Genomic DNA, 26552 nt, shown 5'->3' with positions numbered 1-26552 from the left:
ACACCCAAGGCATATTGAAAATATATTCGTCTTGACAATTGTGTGGTTGTGTATATAATAGTCGTAATAATTAAGAATGTAAGTGCAAATATGTTGTTGAAAAGACGCTATATTTGTTGTAATATATAGTTAACATGTGTTAACTATAGTTAACAGCAGGGTGGTGGCTTATGAATAGTATGATCGAAAGTATATTCTCAAGTAAAGCAAAGATTAAAGTGCTAAGGTTTCTTTCTGTATATGATCCTGAAATGAGCGGTAGAGAGATAGCCAGAAATGTCGGAGTATCTCATGTCCGGGTTTTAAAGGTTTTGGATGAACTTTCCCGGGACGGCTTTGTTATAAGAAAAAGAGTCGGAAATACATTTTCTTTCAAGATAAACAACAGAAATACTGCTGTGAAATATATACTTAAGGAATTGTTTGAAAAAGAAGAAAGCTATCTTTCAAAAATGCTTCAAAAGATAATTGATGATATAGCCCCTGATGCATTGTCAGTTTACTTGTTCGGCAGTATGGCTGAAGGCAAGCAGAGAGCCGGAAGCGACCTTGACCTGTTCTTTGTCGTGAAAGATTATAAAAGCAAACTAAAGGCGGAAAAAAAAGACATAGAAAATCATACAGAAAGCGTGCTTGAGACAGGAAAAAAAGTTTCCAGTATCATAGTCACTCTTACTGAATATATAAAAATGAAAACAAAAAATAAACAGCTTTTAATGAATGTCGGAATGGGCCGGCATTTAAAAGGTAAAAAGTTAAACGAGCTGTAAAGCGAGGGGTGAATGACAGGAAAAATACCAAGGAAATTAAGAGAAAAAAGTACATAATTTAAATTATTTTGATAAGGCCGGAAAGTTCGTTGAAGCAATGAAGGCCTGTTTGGAAGAAAAAAATTACGACGCAGCAGCTTTAAATGGAGTACACGCCGTCATCTCCGCTATAGATGCCGTACTTGTCTTCAAAGGCGGCGTTGTAAGCGCAAGTCTAAATCACGAAGATGCCGTAAAACTGCTTGCTGAAATTGTTAATGAAGAAGACACTGTCAATCAATCAAGGCATGCTTTTGCGGTACTAAAAATGAAAACCAAAATAGAATACACAGACGATCGCATCACGGAAAACCAAGCCCTGGAAATAGAAAAACAAACAGATAGATTTTTACCTGGGCCAAAACAAAACTTCCAAAATAAGGGACTGACAACAGGCTTCACCGGTGTCTGTCCCCGGTTTTAATGATAAGTTTAAACAAATTCCACAAGAAAACACGCTTGTTTACATACAACCCAATTATGTAAGCCATATAATATAGTTCATCAAAGTGCCAAATTATCTTGAAAAGTACCGAGGCAAATGATAAAATAATGAGCAAATTACTGCATTAATAAGCAAAACTATGCAAAATCGACTTTGGAGAGAACATGGTTGAAGAGTATAAGCAGGGTATAGGCGAGTTGTTTTTGAATCCGGATCCGGATAAGCTCCGGGAGACTTTTAAAGCCAAAGATAAGAAAATGGTCAGTAAAGTCATGGATTTAAAGGATGCTGTTTCAAAATATGTTAAAGACGGGGATTATCTGGGGATTGGCGGGTTTGGTACCAACAGGATTCCTTCTGCGGCTTTGCATGAAATAGTAAGACAGAGAAAGAAAAATCTCGGTTTTGCGGGGCATACATCCACTCACGATTGTCAGATCCTTATTGCCGGAAAATGTATAAACAGATGCGATGCGGCTTATATCGTAGGTCTGGAGGCCAGAGGTTTATCGCCAAATGCACGCAGGGCTTTCCAATCCGGAGATATTAAAGTAACGGAATGGACGAATGCCGTTCTTTCCTGGAGATTAAAAGCCGCTGCTATGGGGCTTCCGTTCTTGCCCACCAGGACGATGATGGGAACGGATACTTTTAAGTACAGTGCGGCAAAAGAGATTAAATGCCCATTTACGGGGAAAAAACTTGCGGCAGTTCCTGCATTGTCCCCTGATGTCAGTGTAATTCACGTACACAGATCGGATGTTTACGGTAACTGTCAGATAGAGGGTATTTCTGTTGCAGACCAGGATCTCGCAAGGGCTTCAAAAAGAGTTATCCTGACCACCGAAAAAATAATCTCCAACGAGGAGATACGGCGCGAACCCCATAAAACATTTCTGCTTTATCTTTATGTTGACGCAGTTATCGAAGTGCCTTTTGGCTGCTATCCGGGCAATATGCCGAATGAATATTTCTCCGACGAGGAACATCTCAAGGAATGGATGGATGCGGAGAAAGATGAAAAAGAATTTGAAAAATTCCTTGATAAATATATTTACAGCTGTAAGAATTTTAATGAGTACCTTGAGAAAAAGGGCGGTATCGAACGTATTATGGAGTTAAGAAAGAAAGAATTTTTAATGTTCTAGTAAAAGGTATGGTATGGCTGAATATAATCCGCTTGAACTAATGATCTGCTCGGCAGCAAAGTTCCTGGAAGACGGCGCGGTTGTGGTCGTCGGTACGGGAGCACCTTGCGCGGCTGCAATGCTGGCGCAAAAAACCAGTGCGCCGAAACTTGTCGTACTTTTTGAAGCCGGCGGTATTGCTCCATTGCTTCCGACTATGCCTATCTCAGTAGGGGACTCAAGGACTTTTTACAAAGGACTTCAGGCTACTTCCATGGACAAAATAATGGAGGCTTGCCAAAAAGGTCTTGTGGATTACGCTTTCCTCGGTGGAGCGCAGATAGACAAATACGGTAATTTGAACTCCACAATTGCCGGTAGTGATTATTATAAACCAAAAGTAAGATTTCCTGGCTCAGGCGGTGCTAATGATCTGGGTTCTTTATGCTGGAAAACTATAGTAATGACCCCGCAGGATAAAAGGCGATTTGTTGAAAAAATGGATTTTGTCACGACTCCGGGCTTCTTGACCGGCCCGAACGCGAGGGAGGAAGCAGGACTTCCGCCGCACACAGGGCCTTATAAAGTCATTACAAACCTTGCAGTTATGGGCTATGATGAGAAAACGAAGCTTATGAGGGTAGAATCCCTGCATCCCGGAATAAGCGAAAAAGACGTAAAGGATAACACGGGTTTTGATATTCAGTTCATCAGTAACCTCAAAGAAACGCCCGCGCCTTCGGCTGAAGCGCTTAAAATATTAAGAACAGAAGTGGATCCCAGCGGATTTATTATTAACAGGCCGGCTTCCTAGGTCATGCGTGTTTTATTTAAGAAAGAGTTAAAAAGTAACAGTGTAATCAGCGTTGTTGGTCTTGCTAAGAACACCGGAAAGACAACTACCTTAAATAAACTGATAGAAGAAGCAAAAAGTATTTATAAAAGTATCGGAGTTATCAGCACCGGAAGGGACGGCGAGCGTGTTGACGTCTTTACCGGGAAAGCAAAACCAAGAATATTTGTTCCGGCAGGTTCGGTCTTTGTAACAACTGAAGAGTCGCTGGTAATGTGCGAAGCGCCCTGGAAGCTTTTAAAGAAAACGAGGTATTCGACAAGCATGGGCAGGGTTCTGATATTAAAAGCTCTAATGCCGGGATTTGTGGAAGTGTCGGGCCCTGTTTCGGTAAATGAGACCATAGAGATCGTTAAATTACTCGGAAAGGATTACAAAGCAGCGAGAGTTTTTGTAGACGGTTCAATAAACAGAACGGCGATAATAACATCAAGATTGAAGTGCGGGGTCGTTCTGGCAACAGGTGCGGTGTTAGGCGATCTAAGTGAAATTATAAAGGAAACGCTTCTTAAAATCACCATGCTAACCTTACCGGTTGTCGACGGTAAAATTAAGAAACAAATCCTGCGAAAAAATAACTGCGGCACTATCAGTTTCAATAAAAGAAAAGAAGCAAACGTGCTGCCTGAATCTTTACTGAACTATATTGAAAATATAAATAAAGGATTGTTCGACAGGCCGGCTTATATCTATACAAGCGGCGCCATTACGGATTTGATAATGGAAGCCCTGCTCAAAAAAAAGCTGGTTGTAGAATTAATCGCTCTGGATGCTTCAAAGATACACGTAAGCCGGAGTGCTTTTGAAAAATGGAAAAATAACGGCGGTTCTTTTAAAGTGGTAAATAAAATAAACCTGGTGGCAATAACTTGCAACCCATATAATCCGATGGGAACAAGTTATGAGCCGAAAAGGTTTGTGAAGGCGATAAAGAAGTATAGCTTAAAAATTCCCGTTTATGATGTAGTACAAGGTTCATAAGGTTTGTAAAGTTTGTAAGGTTTATAAGGTGGAATGGCAAAAAAATAAATAGTTCTAGGTGCTGGGCACTGGGGGCTAGGGAAGAAAGAACGTTGAGCGGAAGCGAAATCAGCCAATGTTTTGTGAACTTTTTCTCAACCCGTAACTCGCTATCCACCTCGGTGGATTTCGCAAAGGATTATGGTTTGATATTTGGACTTTGCTCAACCCGTAACATTCTTTATTTAAAGGAACAACATGAACAAACTAAACTTAAATAGGAACAAAATAGCAGCCTGCCGAAATTACTCAAAAATAATCGCTGCCGATTTGCAAAAGATCATAGATAAAAATACTACTGTTTCCGTGGAAAGAAGTATACTCCGATTGTTTGGGGTTGACGGTGTGGATAAATCGGGTCTTCCTTATCCCAACATACTGGCAGAGAAAATCAAAGAAGCCGGAGTTCTTCAGTACGGCGCTGCAAATGTAATGGCGTCAACGATGATCCAAAACAGGAAAAACTTCAAAGAAACAGTAAGCTTGATTATTTTGGGAAAGGTAAAACCGCTTTATGTAGCTGATAAAAGGAACAAGCAGGTAGTAAATAGGCTTTCTGAATATGGTATTTCAAGAGTTGAAAAAGCAAGAAAAGACAGGGCAAAACTGCAGGCGAAAAACCCAACCGGAAAAGGTCCCTGGTTCTACCTTATTGTTGCTACCGGTAATATATATGAAGACGTAAAGCAGGCGAGGTCGGCGGCTTTAAATGGGGCTAACTGTATTGCTGTTATCAGGTCAACAGCTCAAAGTCTTATGGATTATGTGCCTTACGGGGCAACGACAACAGGATTTGGCGGTACTTACGCGACCCAGGAAAATTTCAGGATCATGAGAAAAGCTCTGGATGAGATATCCGTAAAACTCGGACGGTATATTTATCTTGTAAATTATTGCTCGGGACTTTGTATGTGTGAAATAGCCGCGATGGGGGCGATGGAACGCCTTGACATGATGCTGAATGATTCGATGTACGGGATAATCTTCAGGGATATTAATATGTACAGGACGTTTATCGACCAGCATTTTTCCAGGATGATAAATACGCAGGCGGGAATAATAATAAACACCGGAGAAGATAATTATTTGACTACTGCGGATGCGGTAAAACAGGCGCATACCGTATTGGCCTCAGAGTTCATCAATGAAAGGCTTGCGAAAAATGCAGGTATGCCGGAAAAATTGATGGGACTCGGACATGCGTTTGAAATAAATCCGGATATTAAAAATAGCTTTCTCCTGGAACTTGCCCAGGCGCAGATGGTGAGGGAGATATTCCCTGAGTCACCAATAAAATATATGCCTCCGACCAAACATATTACCGGGGATATATTTAAAGCTCATGTTATTGATTCAATGTTCAACCTGGCATCAGTTGCCACTAACCAGTCCATTCATCTTCTCGGTATTTTGACCGAAGGAATACACACGCCGTTCATACAGGACAGGTATTTAAGCATTGAAAGCGCGAAATATGTTATGAACGCGGCAAAAGATATGTCAACAGAAGTTACTTTCAGAAAAAACGGACTTATTCAAAAAAGAGCAAATGAAGTTCTGGATAAAGCTTTAAAAATGCTCGGTAAAATAAAAAAAGAAGGGCTTTTAAATGCGCTTGAACAGGGATGTTTTGCCGATATTAAAAGACCGAGAAAAGGCGGCAAGGGCTTTGAAGGTGTTATAGCAAAGGCAAAAGAATATACTAATCCGTTCGAAGAAAGATGGAGCTTACTTAAATGAGCAAAATGATAAAACCTTACGGCGACAAGTTAAATGACGGGATGGTACAGCTTAGTTTTACTTTGCCCGTGAAAGCTGATCTGGCGGAGGAAGCAGCTAAAAACATTGCTTTAAAAATGGGTTTGGCGGACCCGCACACTGTCTATCATAAAGATATCGGCGAAGGGTTTACTTTCGTCATTGTTTACGGCAAATGTACCCATTCTGTTGACGTTTCAAAATTAAAGGTAACTAAGGTTGTCGAGGAATGGATGGGACTGGATGAAGTTAATGAATTTGTAAAGAAAAATATTAAAAGGAAAGTCGTAGTCGTCGGGGCCTGCATAGAATCAGATGCGCATACTGTCGGTATTGATGCAATATTAAATATGAAAGGTTTCAGCGGGGATTACGGTTTTGAAAGATATTCAGCATTTAAGGTTTACAATATGGGCGCGCAGGTGCCGTGCGAAGAACTGATCAGAAAGGCCAAAGAAGTGAACGCTGATGTGATACTTATTTCCCAGATAGTGACCCAGCAAAATATACACCTGCATAATCTTACAAAACTTATTGATATGATAGAATCCGAAGAGCTGAGAGATAAGTTCCTGGTCATTGTCGGCGGGCCTTCCATTAATAATAAATTCGCAAAAGAATTGGGTTATGATGCGGGATTTGGAAAAGGAACTTTACCCTCGCACGTAGCTACTTATGCGGTTAAGAAAGTTTTATCAAGAATGGGGAAAGTAAAGTCAAAACGAAAGCAGTGCTGAAAAAAATATAAGTGATGTAAAAAAAAGAACAATGTTGGAATAAAATATTTATCAGTAGAATCAGATAGTTTTGTAATCTCTTCGAAAGATCCGCCAATTATTTAGGGCGGATCGTCGAGAGATCCGCCTTATATAACTGGCGGAAGTGGTATCGTGATTGTTGAATGCTATCCGCCAAAAAGATCGGCGGACGAACATGTATAATAAATTATGGTAGTTCGAAAGGAGACAATATGGCATATTTATCGTACGACATCAAGCCTCACAAAGTGAAAAAGATCAAAACAAAATATAGGGAGATAAAAACGGCAATACCGAATCCAAAATCCGTTCAGGTACTCAAAGACCTGAGGAAATATGAACCGAGAGCTATGGGCGGACAGCCGCCTATCGTCTGGCATAAAGCCAGGAATTTTAATGTATGGGATGAGTATGGCAATAAATGGATAGACTTTTCCTCAGGCGTTCTGGTTGCGAACGTCGGGCATTTAAGGGAAGAGGTTAAACAGGAGATTCTAAAGCAGGTGAAGCAGGGCCTGATACATAACTATTGTTTCCCTAATGTTCAAAGAGCGCGTCTTGTTAAAAAACTTGTTTCCATGTCGCCGAAAGGCATCGAAAAAGCGTTTTTATTAACTACCGGTTCGGAAGCAGTTGAATGCGCCATTAAACTTGCCAGAACTTACGGGCAAAAGATCGGCGGAAAGAAAAAAATAGGGATACTTGGTTTCAGCAGCGCGTTTCACGGTAGAACACTGGGCTCGCAGATGGCCGGGGGTATTCCCGGGTTAAAAGAGTGGATCGTCAATATTGATAAGTCTTTCTATCAGATACCTTATCCGGACGGGTATTTTAATAAAAACACAAGTTTTGAGTATTTTAAGAAGGCTTTAAAGGCAAAAAAGATAAAGCCGAATATGATAGCGGGCTTTTTAATGGAATCCTATCAGGGCGGGATTGCAGCTTTTGCAGACAAAGAATATATAAAAGGCGTCCGCGCATGGTGCAAGAAGAATAAAATAATATTTATAGACGACGAAGTCCAGGCAGGATTTGGCAGGACGGGTAAGCTGTTCTCCATAGAACATTACGGAATTACTCCTGATATTATCTGTTGCGGTAAAGGGCTTTCAGGAGGGCTTCCGATATCTGCGGTACTCGGACCGACAAAGATCATGGACATTTACGGTCCCGGCGAAATGACCTCTACTCACAGCGGCAATCCTCTGGTTTCCAGGACTGCCGTAAAAAGTCTTGAGTTAATTCAAAATGAAAAACTCGTGGAGCGCTCGGCAAAGCTCGGGTTGATACTGCACGCAGAGTTGAATAAAATAAAAGATCAGCATAGTGATATTATCGGTGCTGTTAACGGCAAAGGGCTTCTTGTCGGCGTGCTGTTTAGAAAAGCCGGTACGGAAAATGAACCGGATGGGACTATCGCTTTTAAGATCGTAAAAAAATGCATAGAAAAAGGTCTTATGCTTTACGCACCTCTGGGTACCGGAGGAGCTACTATCAAAATGAACCCGCCTTTAATTATAGAGGAAGCCGCTTTAAGGGAAGGTATATCTATATTTAAGGAAGCGCTGGAAGAGACGTTAAACGAAAAGTGAAAGAAATTTACAATTGACGATTTACGATTGACAATTTATGGTAAGCGGGAAAAGCTCCGCTATGTAAAGTGGTGCCAAGGCATTGTGAGACTTTTGTAAGCAGTTATTTTGCCTGTATCAGTGGAATCCGGAAGCGTTGTAATCGGTGGAATCGTTTTACGAGGAGGGAGGATTTTATGCAGAAATTTTCTAAGGTTAAATTATGGAAAAATGTGCCGGAAAAAGATTGGAATGACTGGCACTGGCAGATACGTAACAGAATAACTGATGTTAAACAGCTGGAAGAAGTAATAAAGTTAAGCAAGCAGGACAAAGCAGAGATAAATATGTGCCTGGCAAAGTTTAAAATGGCTATCTCTCCCTATTACGCTTCATTAATGGATCAAAATGATAAAAAATGTCCGGTAAGGATGCAATCTGTTCCTACCATATTGGAAACAAAGACAGCGGAGAGTGATATGCATGATCCTTTGCATGAAGATACGGACTCTCCTGTTTATGGAATTACGCATAGATATCCAGATAGGTTGATTTTTATGATTACGGATCAGTGCAGTATGTATTGCAGGCACTGCACCAGAAGAAGAGCCGTCGGAATCACAGATAAAAGAATATCGGACGCGCAGATAGATAAATGCATTGAATACATCAGAAAAACAAAAACAGTCAGAGATGTTGTGATAACCGGAGGCGATCCGTTAACGCTGGAAGACGATGTTTTAGAGGGTGTAATTAAAAAGATAAGAGCAATAAAACATGTTGAGATAATAAGAATCGGAACCAGAATGCCGGTAGTGTTGCCCATGAGAATTACAAAAAAACTTGCCAATATGCTTCAGAAGTATCATCCTTTATGGGTTAATGTGCATTTCAACCATCCGAGTGAAGTTACAAAGGAAGCTGCGGAAGCCTGCGATATTTTATCAAGGGAGGGAATACCGTTAAATAATCAGTCTGTTTTGCTCAAGGGTATTAATGATTGCCCGCATATAATGAAAAGACTGGTTCATGATCTCTTGAAGATACGGGTCAGGCCGTATTATCTCTACCAGTGCGATCTTTCGGTAGGTATTGAACATTTCAGGACTTCAATAGGAAAGGGTATTGAACTGATGGAAAGATTAAGAGGCTATACCAGCGGTTTGGCAGTGCCGACCTTTGTAATTGACGCGCCTGCAGGCGGCGGGAAAGTTCCGTTAATGCCTGAATATATGATCTCAAGGTCAGACAAAAAGATAATTATCAGAAATTACGAAGGTTTGATCAGCGCATACACCGAACCTGAAAAAGGAGAAAGCAGCTGCAAGAAGTGTAATTTATGCAAAAACGTATTCAAAGAAGATAATATCGGAATTGCCAAGTTGTTTTCCGGTAAAGCTGTATCCTTGAGACCGATAGATTCTAAAAGAGGGCATGAGATCAGCGGGACAACGTTCCACGCTTAAACGAGGGAGATATGATGTTGAAAAATAAAAAATATTTTAAAAAAGATTTTTGGGCCCCGCCCTTGAATTTTGACAAAAATTTAAGGAAAAGATTTGATCTGCAAAATAAGATCTATGTGCATGATGTTACCTTGAGGGACGGCGAGCAAACTCCGGGTGTTGCTTTTTCGACCGAAGAAAAAGTTTTAGTCGCGCATGAACTTGACAAGCTCGGGGTTAATTCCATTGAGCTTGGACTTCCGGTAGTACCCAAAGATTTTAAAGCCATGGAAATATTAGTGCGTGAAAAATCTATTAAAGCAAAGCTGACCTGTCTGGTCAGGGCAAGAAAAGATGATATTGATGCTGCCGTTAAAACAGGGATAAAAGCGGTTATACTGGAACATACGGTCAATACCGTTGCCTGCGATCTGGCTTACGGAATGACCGAAAAAGATCTGATCAAAAAAAATATTGAAATGATCAAGTATGCAAAAGAACGTGGTCTTTGGGTCAACTGGATGGGCTGGGATGCTTTCAGGAGCGAGCCAGCGCAGATAGAAAGAATATTCAAAGCTGTTGTATACGGCGCGGATCCTGAAGCTGTAACAATAGCGGACACTTTTGGAATGCTTCATCCTCTGGCTACTTTTGATTTCTTTAAAAAAATGCGTAAGTGGTTCCCTGAAAAGTTACTGGATCTTCACGCTCATAACGATATGGGTATGGCAACTGCGAATGCGGTTTGCGCCATAACCGCGGGAGCAAACGGAGTGCACACCGCCGTAAACGGTCTTGGTGAAAGAGCAGGTAATATCAGCCTGGAAGAGGTGGCGGCAACGCTGGACGGCTGTTTTAACATAACTGTTTTAAAAGATCTTAGCCGGATCTCCCGGGTTTCAAAATTGCTGGTTCAGCTTTCAAAGATCAAGGTTGCAAGCAATAAACCTATTGTGGGCGACGGCCTATTTATTGTCGAATCAGGGCTTATTATGCATATATTCCTTAAAGCGCAGCAGAAAAAATTCCCGATGACAATTATGCAGCCATTTTTACCTTCAAAAGTAGGGCAAAATGATATAAAATACGTAGTCGGTAAAGGTGCGGGTAAAGCAACGGTTGAGCACTTTACCTCTAAGTACGGAATTAAATTAAGCGATGAAAAAATATTCAAACTGATAGAGCTGATCAAAGATGAAGCAACGCTGAGAAAATCTTATCTGAGCGTTGATGAATTCCTTGAGATAGTAAAAAAAGTCAGATAAAAGGAGAGATATCATGCTGGGAAGCAAGTACGGAACACACAGAGTAATAGAAAAGAAAGGGTTGATGCCGCAAACTGCGTTTAAACTGGATAACAATATGGATAAGCTTTATGACAACGAGATCCTGATCGCCGTTCAGACTTTAAATGTGGACTCGGCCTCTTTTACGCAGATAGAAAAACAGGCCAAGGGTGACGATAATAAAATAAGAGAGATCATGATGGCAACCGTTAAAGAAAGAGGCAAGCATCAGAACCCGGTAACAGGTTCAGGCGGGGTTTTGATAGGAACGGTAGAAAAAATAGGCAGCGCTTTAAAAGGCAAGATAGATATAAAAGAAGGGGACAAGATTGTTACACTGGTTTCTTTGAGCCTGACCCCGCTTAGAATAGATAAAATAAAAGATATAAGAAAAGATATCGACCAGGTGGATATTGACGGTAAAGCTATTTTATTTGAAAAAACTATTTATTCAAAGATTCCTAAGGATATAGATGAATCCCTTGCTCTGGCTGCATTGGATGTTGCAGGCGCGCCCGCGCAAACAAGAAGGCTTGTAAAAAAAGGCGATACGGTTTTTATCATAGGCGCCGGCGGGAAAAGCGGAATTCTTTGTGCTTACGAAGCAAAGAAAAAAGCGGGAAAAACAGGATATATTATCGGTACGGGTCATAGTGACGAGAGTACGAAGAGAATAAAAGAAATGGGTTTCTGCGATGAAGTTATACAGATAAATGCGACTAACCCTCTGGAAGTTGAGGAAAAAGTAGCGGCTTTAACGAAAGGTAAAATGGCGGATGTTACGATTAATTGCGTAAATGTCCCTGAAACAGAAATGGCCTCCGTACTTGCGACCAAAGAGGACGGAATTATCTACTTCTTCAGTATGGCAACAAGTTTTACCCGCGCAGCCTTGGGCGCTGAAGGTATTGCCAAAGACATTACCATGATAATCGGTAATGGCTACGCAAAAGACCATGCAAAGATAACGCTTGATATACTAAGGGAAAGCAAGAAGATAAGAGAGTTGTTCACGAAAATGTTTGTGAGTAAATAACAGGTGATGGGGAGAAACAGAGGCGCGGATGAACGGATGCTCAGAGGCGCAGCAAGAGCGGAAGGATAAGCTTTATTCTGTCATCCCGTACTCAGATACGGGATCCAGCGTCTGTGTTTTGTTAAATAGATACCACCTTAATGTAAGCAAATGTTGACATAACGATATACGTGAGTAATGTGATAACGTGGAACGTTTTAACAAATTTCTTGAAATGGAGTTACTGATGACTAATGTTTACATTGTTGGCGCAAAACGTTCTGCAATCGGCGGGTTTGGCGGGAGTTTATCAAACATTAAGATTACGGATGTTGCGGCGCAGGTAGTAAAAAACCTGCTGGCAGAGTCATCGGTTCAGGCGGGGAGTATCGGGGAAGTTATCTTCGGAAATGTTCTTCAGGCCGGATTAGGTCAAAATCCTGCAAGACAGGTAAGCATATTATCCGGCATCCCTGAGGAAATTCCTGCCTTTTCTGTTAATAAAGTTTGCGGCTCTTCGTTAAAGTCAGTAGCCCTTGCGGCGCAATCAATAATTGCGGGAGAAAATGATCTTGTTCTCGCGGGTGGACTGGAGAGTATGAGTAATGCGCCTTATTTACTCCCGAAAGCGAGATTTGGATATAAAATGGGTAATGGCGAGATGGTTGATTCAATGATAGGGGATGGTTTATGGGATGTCTTCAATAATTATCATATGGGGATTGTTGCTGAAAATCTTGTCGAGAAATATAAGATAACAAGAGAAGAACAGGATAAGTTTTCTTATGAGAGCCAGATGAAAGCGAAAGATGCTGTGGAGAAAAATAAATTCAAAGAAGAAATAGCTCCGGTTGCAATTAAAATAAAGAAAGATACGGTAATATTTGAAAAAGATGAGTGTCCCCGGAAAAACACAATTTTAGAAGCTCTTGCGGGTTTAAGACCGGCTTTTAAAAAAGACGGTACCGTTACCGCCGGGAATTCTTCCGTGATTGCGGATGGAGCCTCTGCTGTTATCCTGGCTTCAGAAGAATCGGTAAAAAAGAATAGCCTGAAACCCCTGGCAAGAATTGTCGGATATGCTTCTGCCGGTGTTTCTCCTTCCTTGATGGGGGAAGGCGTCTCTTCCAGTGTAAAAAAACTATTAAGCAAGCTTAACATATCTCTGGATAAAATAGATCTGTTTGAATTAAATGAAGCCTTTGCTTCGGTAGTCATTTCCGCCGAAAGGGAACTTAAATTTGACAGAAATAAATTAAATGTGAACGGCGGCGCAATTGCCTTGGGCCATCCCATCGGTGCCTCCGGCACCAGAGTTTTAGTGACTTTAGTTCATGAAATGAAAAAGAGAAATTCCAACCTTGGACTGGCTTCCCTCTGCATAGGCGGCGGCATGGGTATTTCGATGCTTGTAGAAAAAGTATAGCCGGAAGAAGATCAGCTTTTGTACAATTCATCCATTTACTTCCAAATTTTCATCAGTTATTTGAATTGAAATTTGGCTTTCCATATTATATAATACGAAATCAGGGTTATAAACAGTTGTTATTTTAAAATAAGAGGGGAAAACAGTGAAAAAATCAGATTTAATAAGCGCTTTAAAGAACAACGGGATAAACAGAGGTTCAAAGCTTCTCCTTCACAGTTCTTACAAATCTATTGATTTTGAAGGTGCGCCGGAAGAGGTTTGTAAGGGTTTTATGGAAGCTATCGGGGAAGAAGGGCTTTTGGTAATGCCGACACACAGCTTAAATTTTAAGAATTATCCGAAAAACATCGGTCCATATAATCAGGGAAGGTCTCCGTCTCTGGTAGGGGCTATCAGTGATGCTTTCTGGAAGATACCTCGGGTTGCCAGGTCGCTTCATCCCACTCATAGTGCTGCCGCATGGGGAAGAGGAGCGAGAGAACTGGTAAGCGGGCATGAGAAAGTAGATGCTATTGGTACGGATTCTCCTATTGAAAGATTCAGCAGGACGGACGGGAAAATATTAATGATGGGGTGCAAACTAAACTCCTGTACCATGGGACATGCCGCCGAGTGGCAGGCAAAAGTACCGTATCTGTCTGAGCACTTTGATCCCATCTGGGGTTTTACCGCGGAATATATTGATGAAAATGACGGAAAAGTAAAAGTATACACATTTAAAACGGTTCCGGGCTGTTCCTTTGGTTTTGAAAATGCCGTACCCTGGCTTAAAGAAGCCGGTTTTTTAAAGGAAATTTCTCTGAACAAAGAAATTTCTTATCTAATAGATGCAGCCGGTTTTCTGAAAGTGGTGACGGAAAAACTGATACAAAATCCCGGCGCCCTCTTAATCCAAGATGAAGACCACATTTCGAAATGCTACCACTGTAAGCAGGTTAGAAAACTGATGCAAGGAGCGGTGCCAAGTTCATAAGGTTTTTAAAGTTTGTAAAGTAAAATTTTGAAAACAATTTTTGATGCTTGGAATATATAATACTACGCTTATAAGACTTTATGGACGTTATAGGCGTTTTTTGCACGAATAGCAGGAATAGTGTTTTTAATAGTAGAATTAAGCTGTATGGAGGATTTGTATCATGTTCAAACTTGCGGTTTTTACTGATGAGGTCTCACAGGACGTGAAGGAAGTTGCGGCTTTTTGCCGAAAATGGAAGATAGAGGCTGTAGAGATCAGGACACTGATGAACAAAGGGCCTTATAACTTCTCAAAACCTGAGATAAAAACTATTAAATCTGTATTGAATGACAGTGGTATCAAGGTTTGTTCGATTGCCGGTCCTTTTTTTAAATGTACAATAGATAATAAAAAAGAATATAATGAGCATATTGATATCTTGAAAAACTGTATTGATCTTGCGGGGGCGACAGGAACAAAGATCATAAGGGGCTTTACTTTCTGGAGAACGGGGATTGCGGAAGAGCAATTGGATCATGTGCTGGAATATTTTCCGGAACCAATTAAGCTGATCAAAGGTGCAAAAATGACACTGGCGATTGAAAACGAACCGGCGACTTTTGTGGGGTGTGCCAGAATGTTAAAAGTATTCCTGGATAAGGTTAACTCCCCGGTCGTAAAAGCTATTTGGGATCCGGGTAATGAGATATACGATATAGACGGAATTGCGCCGTTCCCGAACGGTTACCGGCTGGTAAAAGATAAGATCGTGCATATTCATCTTAAGGACGCTGTCCGGATAGGTTACGAAGGGAAAATAGCATGTGTTCCTATGGGCGAAGGTGAAGTAAATTACTGGGGACAGTTGAAAGCGCTCAAAGAAGACGGTTACAACGGATATATATCTCTAGAAACCCATTGGAGAAAGAAAAATATGGAGATTAAAAAGATAGCGATGGAAACACCGGGCGGTGCAAGCTGGTCTTCTAACGCCAGGGAATCCAGTGATTATTGCATGCAAAATATATCCCGGATGATAAGATCTCTGTGAAATATATAAGAGGGCAAATGAAGATAATATTAAATATGTTTATTTGTGTAATTCTGGCAGCAGGTACCCTTAAGGCTACGCCGTTTATTGCGGATGGTGGTTTTATCACTCCTCAGGGAAAAAATGACGTTAAGGTTAACCTGTTTTATAATCAGTATACCGGTAGTTATGACAACTCCGGTGCTTATTCCTCTTTTGCTCCCGGGGTTACGCGTCTTGATTATACTCTGCTTTTTGACCTGAAATACGGCACGAGCAGGGATGCGGATGTTCAAATTATTTTACCTTATATGAATAAATTGCACACAGTTGCCGGCGGAATTTCTTTTGGGGCAATTGGCGTCGGCGACCTGACTGTAATTGGCAGGCAAAAGTCCAATGAGAACAAGAGTTCAGGCGGAATGCTTACGGTAGGCGCCGGTGTTAAAGTTCCGACAGGAAAGAGTTTTTTTAATGTTGATCAAGGTTCTCTTGCCACCGGTACCGGCACCTGGGATGCAGGGGCTGTTTTAAATATGCAGGAAAATAATAACGGGATTCTTCTTTTCACCGATGTTTCCTACTGGTACAGGTTTGGACTTAATATACGAAAGTTTGCCGGTTATGACATCTCAGATATAAAAGCAGGAGAGACTGAGGTTAAATTTACTCCGGGCACTATTTTGAAATATAATATCGGAGTTGAAATGCCGGTAATCAAGCAATTGTCAATTGTCGGAGAACTGAATGGAGAAGTGTATTATGATAATAAAGCCGAGTATGTTTCAAATAATGCGGATGCTATGAGCGATTTACTGTTAAAGGGCGCTCCGGATTTTACTTTACAAAAAAGCGTGAATCATAGATTGGCAGCCGGCGTTAAAATATATTTGGGTGATAAAGTTGCCCTGGGCGGAGGTGTTTCAATCCCGGTCAGTATGGTCAATTCGTTCGGGAATATGACATATATTATCCACTGTAGATTATTTTTCTAAGAAAAATAATTAAGAATTACTAAGATGTAAGCACTAAGCACTAAACGAAACGGAAAGATATTAATATGATTCAAAGAATTTGTTTAAGGTTTTATTATTAAGTATTAGTAATTGGTTAGTGCTTAGAATTTAGTTATTAGTGATTGAGTTATACTAGGAGATTGGGAATGTTAAAATATCTGAAAAAAATATTTGGGACAAAGAATGAGCGTGAAATAAAACGAATTACACTTATTATCGCTAAGGTGAATGAATACGAAAAAGTCATAAAAAAACTGACAGATGACGAATTAAAACTAAAGACTCCGGAATTTAAGAGCCGCCTGGAAAAAGGCGAGACTCTTGATGATATTCTTCCGGAAGCTTTTGCGGTTGTCAGGGAAACCTCGGTAAGAACCATAGGACAACGCCATTATGATACCCAGCTCATCGGCGGTATTGTTTTACATGAAGGAAAAATTGCGGAAATGCGAACCGGTGAAGGTAAGACCTTGGTCGCTTCCCTTCCTGCTTACTTAAATGCCCTATCGGGAAAAGGTGTGCATCTGGTCACGGTTAACGACTATCTTGCTGAAAGAGACAGTTTTGGCAAGGGAAATTTCAAGGGTATGGGAAACATTTATTCCTTTCTGGGGCTTACCTATGGCTGTATAAAAAATGACTCCTCAAATGAAGACCGCAGAGCCGCTTATGGTGCGGATATTACTTATGGTACAAATAATGAATTTGGCTTTGATTATCTCCGAGATAACATGGCGACTGCGCTGGAGGATCTTGTCCAGCAGAGGCCGAAGAATTTTGCCATAGTTGATGAAGTCGACAGTATACTTATAGATGAAGCCAGGACTCCTCTTATTATCTCTGGTCCGGCGGAAGAATCCACTGATAAATATTACAGGGCCAACAGAATAGTTCCGGAGTTTGCAAAAGAAACGGATTATAAAGTTGATGAAAAAAGCAGGACTGTCGTACTCACCGAAACAGGTGTATCAAAAGCTGAAAAACTTCTGGGCGTAGAGAATATGTACGAAGGTGTTAACATGGACTGGGCGCACTATGTTAACAATGCGCTTAAAGCCCATGTTCTCTTTAAGCGCGAAGATCATTACATAATAAAGGATAATGAAGTACTCATAGTTGATGAATTTACCGGCCGTTTGATGCCGGGACGGCGCTGGAGTGACGGGCTTCACCAGGCGGTGGAAGCAAAAGAAGGGGTTAAAATAAGAAGGGAAAATCAGACCCTGGCGACTATTACCCTTCAAAATTATTTTAAGATGTATAATAAACTTGCCGGAATGACAGGTACCGCGGATACGGAAGCCGAAGAGTTCATGAACACCTATAAGCTGGATGTTATAGTAATTCCTACTAACAGACCGATGGTTAGAAATGATTTTCCTGATGAGATTTATAAAACCAGGAGTGAAAAACTTAAAGCTGTTGCAAATGAGATTGCGGAATTAAATAAGCAGGGAAGACCTGTTCTGGTCGGAACAATCTCTATTGAGAAAAATGAAGAGCTGTCCTCCTTGTTGAACAAAAAAGGTGTAAAACATCAGTTATTAAACGCCAAATTCCATGAAAAAGAAGCTGAGATCATTGCCGCGGCAGGCGCTTATGCCGGTGTTACGGTTGCCACCAATATGGCGGGACGCGGTACGGACATTGTGCTCGGGGAAGGAGTGGCAAATCTCGGAGGGCTTCACGTTATCGGCACAGAGAGGCACGAAGCCAGGCGTATTGACAATCAGCTCCGCGGCCGATGCGGAAGACAGGGCGATGCCGGTTCGACAAAATTCTACCTCTCACTGGAAGATGATCTGATGAGAATATTCGGGGGAGATAAAATATTTAATCTTATGGACCGGCTGGGAATGGAAGAAGGTCAGCCCATCATGCATCCGTGGATTACCAAAGCGATAGAGGGAGCTCAAAAGAGAGTTGAAGGCTTTAACTATGAAGCCAGAAAACACCTTCTCGAATATGATAATGTAATGAATAAACAGCGTGAAGTCGTCTATGGTCAGAGAAGAAAAATACTGGAAGGCGATGATCTTAAAGAAAATGTAGTAAAATGGATGGAGGATATTGTAGACGGACTTATGGAGGCTTTTGCTGCAGAAAAATTGTCTCCCTATGAGTGGGATATGGAAAGTTTAAATCTTAGAATGAGCGATATTTTTGGAATAGAGTATAAACTGGAAAAAAATGTTCTTTCGGGCATGAGAAGAGAAACCCTGCGGGCTGATATTATAGAGAAAGTGACTGCTTTTTATGAAAGTAAAGAAAAGACGTACGGGAAGATGTTCAAATTTGTAGAACGAATGGTTATGCTTCAAACTATTGACGGGAAATGGAAAGATCATCTTTATGCAATGGATCAACTCAGGGAAGGTATAGGGCTTCGCGCTTACGGAGGAAAAGACCCTCTTTTGGAGTATAAAAAAGAAGGGTTTGAAATGTTCACGGATATGATTGAGCGTATCAAGGATGACACCCTTAGAATGGTTTACAGAGTACAGCTGAGGCATGGCGAAGAAATAGAAAGACAGGAGCTGGAAGAAGCCGCCAAAGCAGGAAAAGCAGTTGCTTCAAAAATTAACTATTCCCACAGAGAAGTCAACCAGTTTGGCGCCGCAGAAGAAGCCGCAAGACAGCGTCAGATGCAGCGCCAGGCACAGCAAGGCCAGATGGACCCCATGGGCGCAAGGCTCGGAGACCGCCCTGTGATGAACCAGGCCCCCCGCACAACCCCGATTAAAAGAGATACTCCCAAAGTCGGAAGAAATGACCCGTGTCCCTGCGGAAGCGGGAAGAAATATAAGAAGTGTTGCGGACAGCATGAGGAATAAATTAGGGACAGCGACCAATTTATTCGATGGTTGGCAAAAGAAAAGGAATATATTTACTGCTCTGCAATATCGAATTAGGGACAGCGACCTTTGACTCTCAGGATTTCTGTTTCTTAACTCTCGAATTTCGTCCATATACTCTCCCGTAAAAAAGACATCTTCTTATCATTGTTTTTATCCTTCTTGTTTGATTTGGTATTCCATTTTTATCTGTATAAACTATTACAGATAATATATAATAAATAGAGCGAGGGTTGTTAGAAACCAGTATTTTATATAATTAATCAGGAGCGGGTATGGAATTGAGGGAATCCGAAGTATTAGAGTTTAAAAAATCAACTTCTGAACTTAAAGAGGCAGTAATCTCTATTGTTTCTATTTTAAACAAACATCAGAAAGGCGAGTTGTATTTTGGAGTTAAAAATGACGGGGAGATTGTAGGTCAGACAATAGGAGCATCTACTCTGCGGGATATTTCTCAGGCAATATCGAATCACATTGAACCAAAGATATACCCTTCAATAAATTTAGTCAACATCGAAAGCAAATCCTGTATTAAAATTGAGTTTCAAGGCGAAGATATCCCATACCACGCTTATGGTCGTGTCTACATCAGAGTTGCAGATGAAGATAAGCAGTTAAGTCCTCACGAGATTAGAAAAGTAATTATACGAAAGCATAATGATAATTATAAATGGGAGTCTGATCTCTCCGATTATGACGTAAAAATGGTAAGCGTCAAGGATGTAAAAAGTTTTATAAATAAAGCAAAATCAGCTAAACGAATTAATTTTGGCTTTAGCCAGGTAAAAATAGTTCTTAATAAACTGGATTTAATACGTAATAATAAGTTATTAAAGGCGGTAGAACCGTTATTTTGCAATAATAATTCCTTTGAGGTTCAGGTCGCGGTCTTTGCTGGAACGGACAAAATAACTTTTCTGGATATAGATAAAATAACAGGGAATCTGTTTGATATTTTGGAAAAATCTGAAGCTTATATAAGAGAACACATTAACTGGGGAGTGAAATTTGGTAAACTAGAACGGGAGGAAATTCCTGAAATACCTATAAAAGCAATAAGAGAAGCTTTGGTAAATTCGTTATGCCATAGAGATTATGCTGTTCCGAAAGGCAATGAAGTTGCGGTTTTTAAGAATAGGATTGAAATATATAATCCTGGAGAATTCCCTAAAGAAGTGTCGCCGGAAGACTTTATTACAGGTAAAGAAAGATCTATTTTGCGAAACCCACTTATTGCAGAAGTATTTTATAAAGCAAAAGAAATAGAAAAATGGGGTTCCGGACTAAAGAGAATTAATGATGAATGTAAGGCTGCAAATGTAAAAGTCGAATTTAAAATCCTCAAAACCGGATTTATGGTAGTGTTTTACAGATTGGATGAAAAAGCCAAGGTGTTACCTCTTGGACCCAACACACAGAAAACACACAGAAAACACACAGAAAACGCACAAGAAACACACAAGAAACACACAAGAAACGCACAGGAAATAATAGATGCAATAAAGATGAATTCAAAAATAACCAGAAAGCAGCTTTCAATTAAAACTGGAATGACAGAAAGTTCTGTTATTCATTATCTTAGAAAACTTCAGGAAGAAGGAACGCTAAAACACATTGGCTCGACCAAAAGCGGGTATTGGGAAGTTATGGATGCTGACAAAAAATAATAATTAAAATATCTGGACATGTTGTCCAGATTAAAAGTTTACATATGAATAAATAAGGGCTTTTAAGGATAATTTTGGCTGGCGGTAAATGGGAAAACCATAACAAATCAGAATACATTAGATAGAATAAATGATTTTGAAGTTTCAACTTTACCAGATCTTATGCGCTACGATGCATTCGGTAAATCCACGAACGTGAAGTATGACTCGATGAATAAAAAAAGTCTCTAAATTGATTTGCTCCCATCTTTTGCTGATCTTCCAGACATCCCAACATCCAACCTTCTTATTTCATCGAGCCTCCATTCAGCCAAAGCCCTTTATTGAATAAAATCACTGTTTTTGCTATACTAAAGCATGTTTTATTATTATTTGATTGTCATATCCAAAGTATTCTATTGGTTCCTGCTATTTCTTGTGTTTTATACCTTTCTCGGGTATCCTTTGCTTTTGGCTTTTATAAATTTGTTTAAAAAGAAAAGGGCGCAGGATAGACCGGAATATTTTCCGGAGGTATCACTCATAATTCTTGCGGGAAATGATCAGAACAGTATTGCAGCTAAGCTTGATAACTGTCTTAGTCTGGAATATCCGAAGGAAAAACTTGAGATTATTGTCGCGGCTATAGACTCTTCTGATAACACCGGAAAAATTATAGAAGATTATTTCAATAAAGGTGTTAAACTCCTTTTTCAGGCGGAAAAGAAAAGCAGCAGTATGGCGGTAAATTCTGTTGTTTCCGAAGCAAAAGGAGAAGTGGTCATTATTACGGATGCTGCTTCTTTGATTGAAAAATACAGCCTCAGAAATATGGCAAGGCATTTTATTGATAAAAATGTAGGACTGGTTGCGGGAAATATTGAGATAGCAAATAAAGGAAATGATTATCTGGTGTCAGGAGAAAAAGTGTTTTTGGAACTGCAAAGAGTTGTTCTTCTTAATTCCTCAAAACTAAAAAGAATCATAAATGTAAATCCTGAACTTTACGCCCTTAGAAAATCAGATTTTACTAATCTTAAGGATGACGGAGTTGAGGCTAAAACCGCGCTTCCTGTAATGTACTCTTATGCGAATAAAGACTGCCTTTACGAACCTCTGGCGCAGGCTCTGAAAACAATACATACAGATACTGAAGTGAATTTAGAAGAGAAGATTTCGGCAACCGTGAAGGCGCTTGATTCCTCAAAATATGTCAGAGAGCTCTTTAAAGCGAAAAAGTATTTTACACTGCTGCAGCTTGTGTCTTTTAATCTGCTTTATGGCGCTTACGGGGTTTTACTTCTCGCCCTCTTTCTTTATAATCTTATGGTTCTTGGAAAACCTGGTTATGTGTTTTTCTTTTCGGCGCAATTTCTTTTTTATGTGGCAGGAGTCTTAAAGCTCTGGTCTTTTCCGTATTATGTAACTTTTTCGGCCTATGCGCATATTGCGGGTTTGGTCAGGTTAATAAAAAGGGAGCGTGGGAATGGAAAAAGCTAAAGTATATTTTGCTGATGCAAGAAGTAAGATCTGGAATTATGATTATTCTCTCCCTGCAAAACTCGAAGAACTTCTAGAGAAAGTTGACCTTTCAAAATATATTTCCCCGAAAGATAAAGTAGCGGTCAAAACTCATTTTGGTTCTCAAGGCGCGTTTAGAATTGTCCGTCCTGTGTTTATAAGGAAAATTGTTGATGCGGTTAAATGTCAAAAAGCAAAACCTTTTGTGACGGATACTACCAGGATTGAATCACTTGATTATCTTGAAGTAGCGGCTTATAACGGTCTGACACATCTGAGTTGCGGTGCTCCGGTAATTATAGCTGACGGTATAAAGGGTATGGATTCGACTCCGGTAAAGGTTGAAGGGCATAAACATATCAGCGAAATAAGCGTTGCCAATGCTATTTATCACGCGGATGCGATGATAGTTGTTTCGCATTTCAAAGGTCATCTTCAAGCCGGGTTTGGCGGTGCGATTAAGAATATAGGTATGGGCGGTGTTTCTCCAAAGACACATGATGGTAAGAACAACAGAGGTCGTCTGCATTCTGTGGATGACAAGCTTCCTGCCTGGGATAAAGCAAAATGTACTTTATGCAGGAGATGTGAAGCTATATGCCCCACAGAAGCTGTAATAATAAAAGGAAAAAATATCGAGATTATTGATGAGGCTTGCTGGCGTTGCGGCAGGTGCGCCAGGATTTGCAAAGAAAAAGCGCTTGATATGCCAATTACTTCAGAACGCTTAAATACACATATAATAGAAGCTTCCAAAGCTGTGATGAGCACCTTTAAACCGAAAAAAGTTATATTTATAAATTTCATGATAGAAATGCAGCCCGAATGCGATTGCATGCCTATGGCGGATGTTCCTGTCGTAAATGACCAGGGAATAGCTCTCTCGGATGATCCCGTTGCCGTAGATCAGGCCTGTATAAATATAGTAGCAAAAGCGAAACCTCTTCCCGACAGTCTTGCCTCTGACTTAGATATTGCCGAAGCCGGAGATACTTTTGGCGCCGTAAACAGAGTAGAGACAAAACTTTCGCTTGAAATAGGCGAAAAGATGGGTCTGGGCAGCAGAAAATATGAATTGATAAAGATTAATAAGAAAACAAAGAAGTCGAAACCCGAAGAATGGGAATAATCCGCCGAATTGAAATAACAGTATCAAATCCGGCAAGATTGTGTTTTTAAAATGAGGAGATAAAGAAAATGAAAAAAGTTAAGGTCGGTATAATAGGTTTGGGAAGGAGCGGCATGAACATTCACGCCAAAGCGTTCCTGAAAATGACCGATAAATTTGAGATCGTGGCAGTTGCCGATAAACAGTTTGCTGACCGCGCCGCGGAGCTTAAAGCTAAGACCGGTTGCGCGGTATATACTGAATTAACTGATCTTATAAAAGACAAGAATGTTGAATATGTGATAAATGCCACGCCGAGTTTTTTACATAGAGATGTCACCATAAAAGCAATGGAAGCCTGTAAGTTTGTTACCGTGGAAAAACCGATAGCGGCAAATGTAGAAGATGCGGATGCGATGATATCCGCGGCGAAAAAACTTGGAAAGACTTTTTCTGTATTTCAGAATTTGAGATGGGATGAAGAGATCAGTAAATTGAAAAATATAATGGCAAGCGGTAGGATTGGGGAAGTGTACTTAATAAGGAAACATACCGGTGTATACCAGCGCAGAGATGACTGGCAGGCAATGAAGAAATTCGGGGGCGGCGCTACAAATAATACATTGGTGCACCATATTGACCAGTCCCTCTTTATGACAGGTTTTGATGTAAAAAGAACAGCTTCAATGCTCCTGAAACTTGTAACTTCGGGAGATGCTGAGGATTTTAGCAAGATACTTGTAATAGGAAATAAAATATCAATAGACCTGGAAGTTTCGACGGCCTCTGCTTTTAGCTTTCCGAGATGGGTGATTTTTGGAAAATACGGTACGATAATGGTCGAGGGCGCGGGAAATGAAATTACAATAAAGACAAAGTATCTGGATCCTTCCAAATTGAGGATGCTAACAAAAGCAGAAGATATTAAGCCTTTCTCCGACGGTACATATCCTTCAGATAAAATAGAATGGAAAGAAGATGTTGATAAGTTTGTGAACGATTGGGGAGCCAGCCACGTCCGCTACCACGAAGCCGCGTATGACTGGATAGTAAACGGCAAAGAAGTACCGGTAAATCCCGAAGAGACCAGATTGGTTCTGGATTTAATTGAAAAATCAAAGAAAGAAAACGGGTTTTAAGCTTCATTAGTTTAAATTAAAATTATTGCTTATCTCGCCGGTTTTTTTGGCGGATAGCTTTATTGATATCACAGATAATACATTTAATATAGGGCGGGATTAACTCTCGCCCCTATTTGATTCCTAAATAGATTGTAAAGATATCCCTAAAAATACCACCGGATAAAGAATTGAGGTGTAACTCCTACCCTAAAAAAAATAGTGTTGTCCTCCGAAGGAGAGATTACGTTAAAAGAATAAAATCCACAAATATAAAATCTTGCTTCAATGGAATAACTGAAGTTTGGGATATCTTTGAAACAAAAATGTTCTATTCCTACGGGAAAAGATAATGTTGAAGAGATTGTTCTTACCCCATCTGAATATATGCAGTAGCCAGCTGATATGCCCATTCCTTTAACAAAAAAGATATTGTTTGTTTCTAATATTTCGGTCCTTTCAAACCAGGTGTATCTTGACGGAATAAATGAAATAAAAGATATATTATTCGAACCGGAAATGCCCGATGAAAATATTAATTCGCTGCCGGATTTGTTGTTATCCCACCATCTTAAAGAGGCGTTGAAAGTTGACCAGGGCAGTTCACTGATTCCTATAGAAATTTTCCCTGCAGAAAAATGAGTTATAGAGGTGCTTTCCGTTTTTACGGCTTCATTACTACAAAATGCGCTAATGCATACAATAAAACTTATGAATAAAATATTTAAACACTTAGATGTCATTTTATTGCCTCATTTGCAGATAAACTAAAAATACCAGCGTATATAAAATCTCGGAGACACCGCTAACCTTAAAGCGTATGTTTCAGAGACAGAGGATGAGTACTGATAGTAGCTATAAATATATCCTGCCGATATATAAAATCTTGCCTCAACAGAATAACTTAAATTCGGTATTTCTTTTAAAAAGAAATGCTCTACACCCACAGGGAAATATCCGTGTAGGTAAATATATCCATACTTGGAATAGTTGGTTTTTTCATAAGAGAAACTGGAGCCAAATCCCAACCCGCTGTAAAGAAATGCATCGTTAATCCCGGAAAGTTTGTTTCTGTCAAACCAGGTATATTCGAATCCCGCGGATGCAGTAACATCATATTTTACGATGTCGTACTCTAGGTTTGTCATATAAAGAATTAATTCGCTTCCGGATTTGTTTTTATCCCACCCTCTTAACGCGATATAGTTTGCCAGCCAGGGCAGGTTATTTACCCCGATAGAGCATTTACCGCCGGAAAAAGGAACTGCTGAAGCACTGTCAGTTTTTACTGCAGGTTCTTCGCAGAATGCGGCATTGAGGCATAAGAACATGGAAATCACAGCTACATATATATTAAGTTTCATTTTACCCCCCTTGGTATTTATAAGATACATTGTAGATATTATACACGAAATAAATATAAAATATAAGGAAAAATAGTGAAAAATAGTGAAATGAAAGAGGCAAGTTTGCAGAAGTAGTATCGTTTTTGTGAGAAATGTTGCGTTCAATTCGTCAGACAGTGTCTGACGAATTCAGTAAACTGTAACTGCTTTTACAAGTTTGACGGCGTGTCAAAATTCCGAGACACTGTCTCGGAATTATCCTGTTAATCCTAAATCAAAGTAGAGATATACGTAAAACACTGAAGATTAAATGAATAGGTAGTTAGATTTAAAACATCTGCCTGCCAGCGATTCCGCAACTATAATAAATAGCCCTATAAAAACCTGTATATACCCTGAGAAAAACGATTATTACCTGTTTAAGCAAATTCGCACTCA

General features: G+C 40.1%; 22 protein-coding genes. 21 read left to right on the top strand and 1 reads right to left on the bottom strand.

Translation table 11 applies throughout. From position 1 onward, the window contains the following. The first annotated feature begins 170 nt into the window (after positions 1–170). The 21 genes from A2536_09085 to A2536_08985 all read left to right on the top strand — a co-directional run bounded on the left by A2536_09085 (position 171) and on the right by A2536_08985 (position 25410). Entirely contained in the window at positions 171–770 is a 600-nt protein-coding gene (locus A2536_09085) for a hypothetical protein (GenBank protein ID OGF48193.1), read from the top strand. 97 nt (positions 771–867) lie between these two features. After that, entirely contained in the window at positions 868–1233 is a 366-nt protein-coding gene (locus A2536_09080; protein ID OGF48192.1) for a hypothetical protein, read from the top strand. Positions 1234–1418: 185 nt separating this feature from the next. After that, the gene (locus A2536_09075; GenBank protein ID OGF48191.1) at positions 1419–2402 is read left to right on the top strand and encodes a glutaconate CoA-transferase; all 984 of its coding nucleotides are present in this window, start codon (positions 1419–1421) and stop codon (positions 2400–2402) included. 13 nt (positions 2403–2415) lie between these two features. Then, entirely contained in the window at positions 2416–3195 is a 780-nt protein-coding gene (locus tag A2536_09070) for a 3-oxoacid CoA-transferase (GenBank protein OGF48190.1), read from the top strand. Positions 3196–3198: 3 nt separating this feature from the next. Further along, entirely contained in the window at positions 3199–4215 is a 1017-nt protein-coding gene (locus A2536_09065) for a hypothetical protein (protein ID OGF48189.1), read from the top strand. Positions 4216–4452: 237 nt separating this feature from the next. Beyond that, entirely contained in the window at positions 4453–5994 is a 1542-nt protein-coding gene (locus A2536_09060) for a D-lysine 5,6-aminomutase subunit alpha (protein OGF48188.1), read from the top strand. Beyond that, positions 5991–6749, top strand: a complete 759-nt coding sequence (locus A2536_09055) for a hypothetical protein (protein ID OGF48187.1) — start codon at positions 5991–5993, stop codon at positions 6747–6749. The genes A2536_09060 and A2536_09055 overlap by 4 nt, the downstream gene beginning before the upstream one ends. A 233-nt stretch (positions 6750–6982) precedes the next feature. After that, positions 6983–8362: a 4-aminobutyrate aminotransferase gene (locus tag A2536_09050; GenBank protein ID OGF48186.1), complete on the top strand. Its 1380-nt coding sequence runs from the start codon at positions 6983–6985 to the stop codon at positions 8360–8362. A 176-nt stretch (positions 8363–8538) separates the two neighbouring features. Next, a complete protein-coding gene (locus A2536_09045; GenBank protein OGF48185.1) occupies positions 8539–9807 on the top strand; it encodes a lysine 2,3-aminomutase in 1269 nt (422 codons plus the stop codon). A 14-nt stretch (positions 9808–9821) separates the two neighbouring features. Next, entirely contained in the window at positions 9822–11051 is a 1230-nt protein-coding gene (locus A2536_09040) for a hypothetical protein (GenBank protein OGF48184.1), read from the top strand. Positions 11052–11064: 13 nt separating this feature from the next. Then, complete coding sequence (locus tag A2536_09035; GenBank protein ID OGF48183.1) at positions 11065–12108, top strand: L-erythro-3,5-diaminohexanoate dehydrogenase; 1044 nt, start codon at positions 11065–11067, stop codon at positions 12106–12108. A gap of 226 nt (positions 12109–12334) precedes the next feature. After that, on the top strand, positions 12335–13513 hold the full coding sequence (locus A2536_09030; protein ID OGF48182.1) for an acetyl-CoA acetyltransferase: 1179 nt from the start codon (positions 12335–12337) through the stop codon (positions 13511–13513). A gap of 145 nt (positions 13514–13658) precedes the next feature. After that, positions 13659–14489 (top strand): hypothetical protein, encoded by an 831-nt coding sequence (locus tag A2536_09025; GenBank protein ID OGF48181.1) that lies wholly within the window; start codon positions 13659–13661, stop codon positions 14487–14489. A 163-nt stretch (positions 14490–14652) separates the two neighbouring features. Continuing rightward, complete coding sequence (locus A2536_09020; protein ID OGF48180.1) at positions 14653–15522, top strand: hypothetical protein; 870 nt, start codon at positions 14653–14655, stop codon at positions 15520–15522. Between the two features lie 17 nt (positions 15523–15539). Continuing rightward, positions 15540–16496, top strand: coding sequence for a hypothetical protein (locus tag A2536_09015; GenBank protein OGF48179.1), 957 nt, complete (start codon positions 15540–15542; stop codon positions 16494–16496). Between the two features lie 167 nt (positions 16497–16663). Next, positions 16664–19351, top strand: coding sequence for a preprotein translocase subunit SecA (gene secA / locus A2536_09010; GenBank protein ID OGF48178.1), 2688 nt, complete (start codon positions 16664–16666; stop codon positions 19349–19351). 296 nt (positions 19352–19647) lie between these two features. Beyond that, positions 19648–21042 carry a transcriptional regulator gene (locus tag A2536_09005; GenBank protein ID OGF48177.1) on the top strand — a complete coding sequence of 465 codons (1395 nt, stop codon included), beginning with the start codon at positions 19648–19650 and terminating at the stop codon, positions 21040–21042. Positions 21043–21399: 357 nt separating this feature from the next. Then, on the top strand, positions 21400–22521 hold the full coding sequence (locus A2536_09000) for a hypothetical protein (GenBank protein OGF48176.1): 1122 nt from the start codon (positions 21400–21402) through the stop codon (positions 22519–22521). After that, positions 22508–23671: a hypothetical protein gene (locus A2536_08995; GenBank protein ID OGF48175.1), complete on the top strand. Its 1164-nt coding sequence runs from the start codon at positions 22508–22510 to the stop codon at positions 23669–23671. The genes A2536_09000 and A2536_08995 overlap by 14 nt, the downstream gene beginning before the upstream one ends. 68 nt (positions 23672–23739) lie before the next feature. Further along, on the top strand, positions 23740–24789 hold the full coding sequence (locus A2536_08990; protein ID OGF48174.1) for a hypothetical protein: 1050 nt from the start codon (positions 23740–23742) through the stop codon (positions 24787–24789). A gap of 384 nt (positions 24790–25173) precedes the next feature. Then, entirely contained in the window at positions 25174–25410 is a 237-nt protein-coding gene (locus A2536_08985) for a hypothetical protein (GenBank protein ID OGF48173.1), read from the top strand. 125 nt (positions 25411–25535) lie between these two features. Here the strand turns inward: A2536_08985 and A2536_08980 are convergent, their stop codons facing one another. After that, positions 25536–26132: a hypothetical protein gene (locus A2536_08980; protein ID OGF48172.1), complete on the bottom strand. Its 597-nt coding sequence runs from the start codon at positions 26130–26132 to the stop codon at positions 25536–25538. Positions 26133–26552 lie beyond the last annotated feature (420 nt).

The sequence above is a fragment of the Candidatus Firestonebacteria bacterium RIFOXYD2_FULL_39_29 genome (assembly GCA_001778375.1).
Lineage (GTDB): Bacteria > Oederibacteriota > D2-FULL-39-29 > D2-FULL-39-29 > D2-FULL-39-29 > D2-FULL-39-29.
This window is presented reverse-complemented; position numbering and strand designations above follow the sequence as displayed.

Bases quoted from the DNA above. Each gene is read 5' to 3' on its own strand.
- A2536_09085 (OGF48193.1), top strand. From the start codon at position 171: ATGAATAGTATGATCGAAAGTATATTCTCAAGTAAAGCAAAGATTAAA.
- A2536_09080 (OGF48192.1), top strand. From the start codon at position 868: ATGAAGGCCTGTTTGGAAGAAAAAAATTACGACGCAGCAGCTTTAAAT.
- A2536_09075 (OGF48191.1), top strand. From the start codon at position 1,419: ATGGTTGAAGAGTATAAGCAGGGTATAGGCGAGTTGTTTTTGAATCCG.
- A2536_09070 (OGF48190.1), top strand. From the start codon at position 2,416: ATGGCTGAATATAATCCGCTTGAACTAATGATCTGCTCGGCAGCAAAG.
- A2536_09065 (OGF48189.1), top strand. From the start codon at position 3,199: ATGCGTGTTTTATTTAAGAAAGAGTTAAAAAGTAACAGTGTAATCAGC.
- A2536_09060 (OGF48188.1), top strand. From the start codon at position 4,453: ATGAACAAACTAAACTTAAATAGGAACAAAATAGCAGCCTGCCGAAAT.
- A2536_09055 (OGF48187.1), top strand. From the start codon at position 5,991: ATGAGCAAAATGATAAAACCTTACGGCGACAAGTTAAATGACGGGATG.
- A2536_09050 (OGF48186.1), top strand. From the start codon at position 6,983: ATGGCATATTTATCGTACGACATCAAGCCTCACAAAGTGAAAAAGATC.
- A2536_09045 (OGF48185.1), top strand. From the start codon at position 8,539: ATGCAGAAATTTTCTAAGGTTAAATTATGGAAAAATGTGCCGGAAAAA.
- A2536_09040 (OGF48184.1), top strand. From the start codon at position 9,822: ATGTTGAAAAATAAAAAATATTTTAAAAAAGATTTTTGGGCCCCGCCC.
- A2536_09035 (OGF48183.1), top strand. From the start codon at position 11,065: ATGCTGGGAAGCAAGTACGGAACACACAGAGTAATAGAAAAGAAAGGG.
- A2536_09030 (OGF48182.1), top strand. From the start codon at position 12,335: ATGACTAATGTTTACATTGTTGGCGCAAAACGTTCTGCAATCGGCGGG.
- A2536_09020 (OGF48180.1), top strand. From the start codon at position 14,653: ATGTTCAAACTTGCGGTTTTTACTGATGAGGTCTCACAGGACGTGAAG.
- A2536_09015 (OGF48179.1), top strand. From the start codon at position 15,540: ATGAAGATAATATTAAATATGTTTATTTGTGTAATTCTGGCAGCAGGT.
- secA (OGF48178.1), top strand. From the start codon at position 16,664: ATGTTAAAATATCTGAAAAAAATATTTGGGACAAAGAATGAGCGTGAA.
- A2536_09005 (OGF48177.1), top strand. From the start codon at position 19,648: ATGGAATTGAGGGAATCCGAAGTATTAGAGTTTAAAAAATCAACTTCT.
- A2536_09000 (OGF48176.1), top strand. From the start codon at position 21,400: ATGTTTTATTATTATTTGATTGTCATATCCAAAGTATTCTATTGGTTC.
- A2536_08995 (OGF48175.1), top strand. From the start codon at position 22,508: ATGGAAAAAGCTAAAGTATATTTTGCTGATGCAAGAAGTAAGATCTGG.
- A2536_08990 (OGF48174.1), top strand. From the start codon at position 23,740: ATGAAAAAAGTTAAGGTCGGTATAATAGGTTTGGGAAGGAGCGGCATG.
- A2536_08985 (OGF48173.1), top strand. From the start codon at position 25,174: ATGCCCATTCCTTTAACAAAAAAGATATTGTTTGTTTCTAATATTTCG.
- A2536_08980 (OGF48172.1), bottom strand. From the start codon at position 26,132: ATGAAACTTAATATATATGTAGCTGTGATTTCCATGTTCTTATGCCTC.